Origin of the sequence: Parafrankia sp. Ea1.12 (genome assembly GCF_900465275.1) — a bacterium.
GTDB lineage: Bacteria > Actinomycetota > Actinomycetes > Frankiales > Frankiaceae > Parafrankia > Parafrankia soli.
In genome coordinates, this window is the sequence record NZ_UBIZ01000624.1 from 1 (window position 1) to 3,915 (window position 3,915).

Here is a 3,915-nt window from a genome sequence, read left to right on the forward strand (position 1 = left end):
CGCCTGGTCCGCCAACGCCAACGCCAACGCCAACGCCAGCGCCAGCGCCAGCGCCAGCGCCGCTCGGCTCGCCCGCCACACCCGCGTCAGGCTGGTGGCAGGCCACAAGCACACCACCGTCGACACCGCCCGCACCGCCGGCCACACCCGCGTCGGGCTGGTGGCAGGCTACGAGCGCCCCGCCGCCAACGCCGCCCGCATCACCGGCCACCCCCACCGCGCTCTTCGAAACCAGGCACCACCAGCCGAAACGGCCAGCCACCGCCACGCCTTCACCCACGGCGCAGGGGCCGGGCTCCCCAACCTCCGGGCTACCGCCAACGGCACCGGCGCCGGGCACGCCCACCTCCGGACCGCCACCGACGGCACTGCCACCAACAGCACCGGCGCCGGGCACCGCCACCACGTCCCGCCCGGGCGGGACGTGGTGGGGGCGTAAGGCCACGGCGCTGCATCCGGTCGGGGCTGCGCCGATCGTCATCGGCCGCGCGCCCGAGTGCGACATCGTGCTCACCGACCCGCTCGTCTCGCGCCGGCACGCCGAGCTGCGCCAGGCCGGGACCGAGCATCGGATCGTCGACCTCGGCAGCTGGAACGGCACGTTCGTCAACGGCCACCGGATCAGCCAGGCGGCCACGATCGGGGCCGGGGACATCGTCGGCATCGGGCATGCCCTGCTGCACCTGCAGGGCGGCACCCTCGTCGAGTACACCGACTCGGGTGACATCTCGTTCGAGGCCGACGGCCTGGCCGTCACCCGCTCCGGCCGGCGGCTCCTCGACGGGGTCGGGTTCGCCCTGCCGCAGCGCAGCCTGCTGGCCGTCGTCGGTCCGAGCGGCGCCGGGAAGTCCACCCTGCTCGGCGCGCTGACCGGGCAGCGCCCCGCCGACTCCGGTGAGGTCCGCTACGCCGGCCGCGACCTCTACGCGTCCTACGACGAGCTGCGCCAACGCATCGGCCTCGTCCCGCAGGACGACATCCTGCACCCGCAGCTGACCGTCCGCCGGGCCCTGCGGTACGCGGCCGAGCTGCGGTTCCCCGCCGACACATCCGCGGCCGAGCGCAACACGCGGGTCGAGGAAGTGCTCGGCGAGCTGGGGCTGGCCGATCACGCGGACCAGCGGATCAGCACCCTCTCCGGCGGCCAGCGCAAGCGCACCAGCGTCGCACTGGAGCTGCTCACCCGCCCGTCGCTGCTCTTCCTCGACGAGCCGACGTCCGGGCTGGATCCGGGCATGGACAAGTCGGTGATGCAGACCCTGCGCACGCTCGCCGACGACGGCCGGACGGTGGTCGTCGTCACCCACTCACCCGCGCAGCTCCACCTGTGCGACCGGCTGCTCGTGCTCGCGTCGGGCGGCCGGCTCGCCTACTTCGGCCCGCCCGGCGAGGCGCTCGGCTACTTCGGCCAGCGCGACTTCGCGGACATGTTCCTGCTCCTCGACCAGTCCCGGGACGTCGACTGGACAGCCCGGTTCCGGGCCTCGCCCCAGTACGCGAAGTACGGGATGCCGAGCGGCGCGGCGCGGTCCACGGTGGGTCCCGCGGTGCGTCCGGCGCCAGCCGTGCCGGACCCGCCGCCACGCCAGCAGCCGGCACTGCGCCAGTTCGCCGTGCTCGCCCGCCGCTACCTCTCGGTGATCGCGGCCGACCGGGCCTATGCCCTGTTCCTGTTGGCGCTGCCGCTGGTCCTGAGCCTGTTCGCGCAACTGCTGCCGGGTGGGCACGGCCTGTCATGGAAGAGCCGGCAGACCAACCCCGACGACGACATCGCCCCGCTCATGCTCATGCTCGTCCTCGGCTGCGCGTTCACGGGATTCGCCGGAGCGTTCCGAGAACTGGTCAAGGAGCGCTCCGTCTTCCGCCGGGAGCAGGCGATCGGGCTCTCCCGCAGTGCCTACCTCTGGTCGAAGCTCGCCGTCCTGGGCATGATCACCAGTGTGCAGGCGGTGATCCTGGCCTTCGTCGGGCTGGTCGGCAAACCCGGGCCGGACACTCCGCTCGCGCTGGGGAGCGGGGTCACCGAGGTCGCTGTCGCCATGATCGCGGTCGCACTGGCCGCGATGGTCCAGGGGCTGCTGGTCTCGGCGCTGATCAGCAACGCCGATCGCGGCATGCCGATCCTGGTCGTCGTCCTGCTGTTGCAGTTCCTGCTGTGCGGGCTGCTCATCCCCCTGAACGGCCGCCCGCCGCTGGAACAGCTCGCGTACCTGATGCCGGCCCGGTGGGGGTTCGCGATGGTCGCCGCGACCACCGGCTACCGGCAGGGCGACCCCGATCGTGACCCGCTGTGGAAGGACGACGCCGGCACCTGGGCACTTGACCTCGCCGCGCTCCTGCTGCTGACCGCGGCCGTCGCGGCGGCGACGTGGCCCGTGCTCCGCCGCGGATCAACCCCCCGGAAGGGCCGCTGATCACCGCGCGGCATCGCCAGCGAACCCCTGGGCTACACCGGTGACCGACCGCCGTGACGGAGCCCGGGACCGCAGGGTGTGACGGCAAGCCGTCGCGCGGAAGAAGCATGGGCGGCCGTTAGGATCACGCGTCGTGTCGACGGAAATGAGTGGGTTGGCCACGGTCGACGGTGAGGACCGACAGGGCGTCAGGCCCCGTCGTGATCGTTGACCGGGCGCGGGTAGCGGCGGCGCTTCCTGGATATGAGCTGGATGACCAGATCGGTGCTGGCGCATTCGGGCTGGTGCTGGCCGGCAATGCGCCGGGTTCCGGACCCGCGGCGCCGGCGCCGGATCATCATCGAGCCGACCGACGAGGGCCTCGACCGGATCAACGCCTACTACGCCGGGTTGACCGCCCGGACCCGCGAGAACCTGGCCGCCTTCAACGACGACGAGCTGCACACCCTCCTGCGATTCATCGAGGTGTTCCGCCTCAGTGCGCTCGCCGAGATCCGCCAGATGCGCTCCATGTCCTGACCCCGAGCCCTTCGCAGGGCGTACCAAGTCCAGACGGCGGAACCCATCAAGATTGGCAAAGGTCGTCGAGGGCAGTGGTGACGTGGCGGGAAAAGCGAACTTCGCAGGCCTGCTGCGTGCAGCGTTTCACGCCCCTGCTGGTCGATGTGGCGCGGCCGTGCCGGCACCGTCCCGGGGACAGGTGGTTTGTCGACGAGGTGCGCCACGAGGCGCGGTGGATTCCTGTGGAGGTGAGAGACCTTCACCGCCGGGCTGTCGCAGCAGGCCGGTGTCGGTGCCGAAACCGCTGGCATCCGCCGCTTCCTCACAACGCAACAGTGCCCGAGCGGGCTGCCTAACGACGCGGACCAGGACCGATGGCCCAGTTCTGGCACCCCACACTCGACCCACAGCCCACGGTCACCCCGATCCCGGATTCCATCGTCCGCCGCACCCGCATCCTCGGCGGCATGATCAACGAGTACCGCAACGCCGGCCGACAACTCCCGTAGACGATCACCTCAACCGCAAAAGGCCAGCCCACAGACCGAAAATCAGATCTTGGAGTCCCCCAGGCACCAGCCCAACGCGAGTGTGCACCGGCGTGTCGCCGCACCTTCGAACGGATGTTCGGCTACTGTTGCCCACAGACTCTCCGCCGTCCACAGAACCGACCCGACTTCCGAAACTGTCGGTCCCACGGCCTAGCGTCGGCTCGTGGCCAAGACCCGCCGACCTCAGTCAGCATGGAGTAACTCCAATGGTGGGACCCGACCGCGACAAGGCGTTGGAGAACGCTCTTGCGCAGATCGACAAGCAGTTCGGCAAGGGCTCGGTCATGCGGCTGGGTGACGATATCCGGCCGCCGATCCAGGTCATCCCGACCGGATCCATCGCGCTGGATGTCGCGCTCGGTATCGGGGGCCTCCCTCGCGGGCGCGTCGTCGAGATCTATGGGCCGGAGTCGTCCGGAAAAACCACGGTCGCGTTGCACGCGGTGGCG

The 3,915-nt window shown here is 70.9% G+C and carries 4 protein-coding genes and 2 pseudogenes; all 6 read left to right on the plus strand.

The window, feature by feature from the left end:
* Positions 1–439, plus strand: a 439-nt coding sequence (locus FMEAI12_RS38985; protein WP_235015002.1) for a hypothetical protein, incomplete at its 5' end; no start/stop codon positions are given.
* A gap of 10 nt (positions 440–449) precedes the next feature.
* On the plus strand, positions 450–2,414 hold the full coding sequence (locus FMEAI12_RS33600; protein WP_368672137.1) for an ATP-binding cassette domain-containing protein: 1,965 nt from the start codon (positions 450–452) through the stop codon (positions 2,412–2,414).
* A gap of 252 nt (positions 2,415–2,666) precedes the next feature.
* Complete coding sequence (locus FMEAI12_RS33605; RefSeq protein WP_235015003.1) at positions 2,667–2,933, plus strand: hypothetical protein; 267 nt, start codon at positions 2,667–2,669, stop codon at positions 2,931–2,933.
* Positions 2,934–3,049: 116 nt separating this feature from the next.
* Positions 3,050–3,130, plus strand: a pseudogene (locus FMEAI12_RS33610) (IS6 family transposase); the annotation flags it as partial.
* 159 nt (positions 3,131–3,289) lie between these two features.
* The gene (locus FMEAI12_RS39410; RefSeq protein ID WP_255565774.1) at positions 3,290–3,424 is read left to right on the plus strand and encodes a hypothetical protein; all 135 of its coding nucleotides are present in this window, start codon (positions 3,290–3,292) and stop codon (positions 3,422–3,424) included.
* A 248-nt stretch (positions 3,425–3,672) separates the two neighbouring features.
* Positions 3,673–3,915 (plus strand): annotated as a pseudogene (locus FMEAI12_RS33615) (DNA recombination/repair protein RecA); the annotation flags it as partial.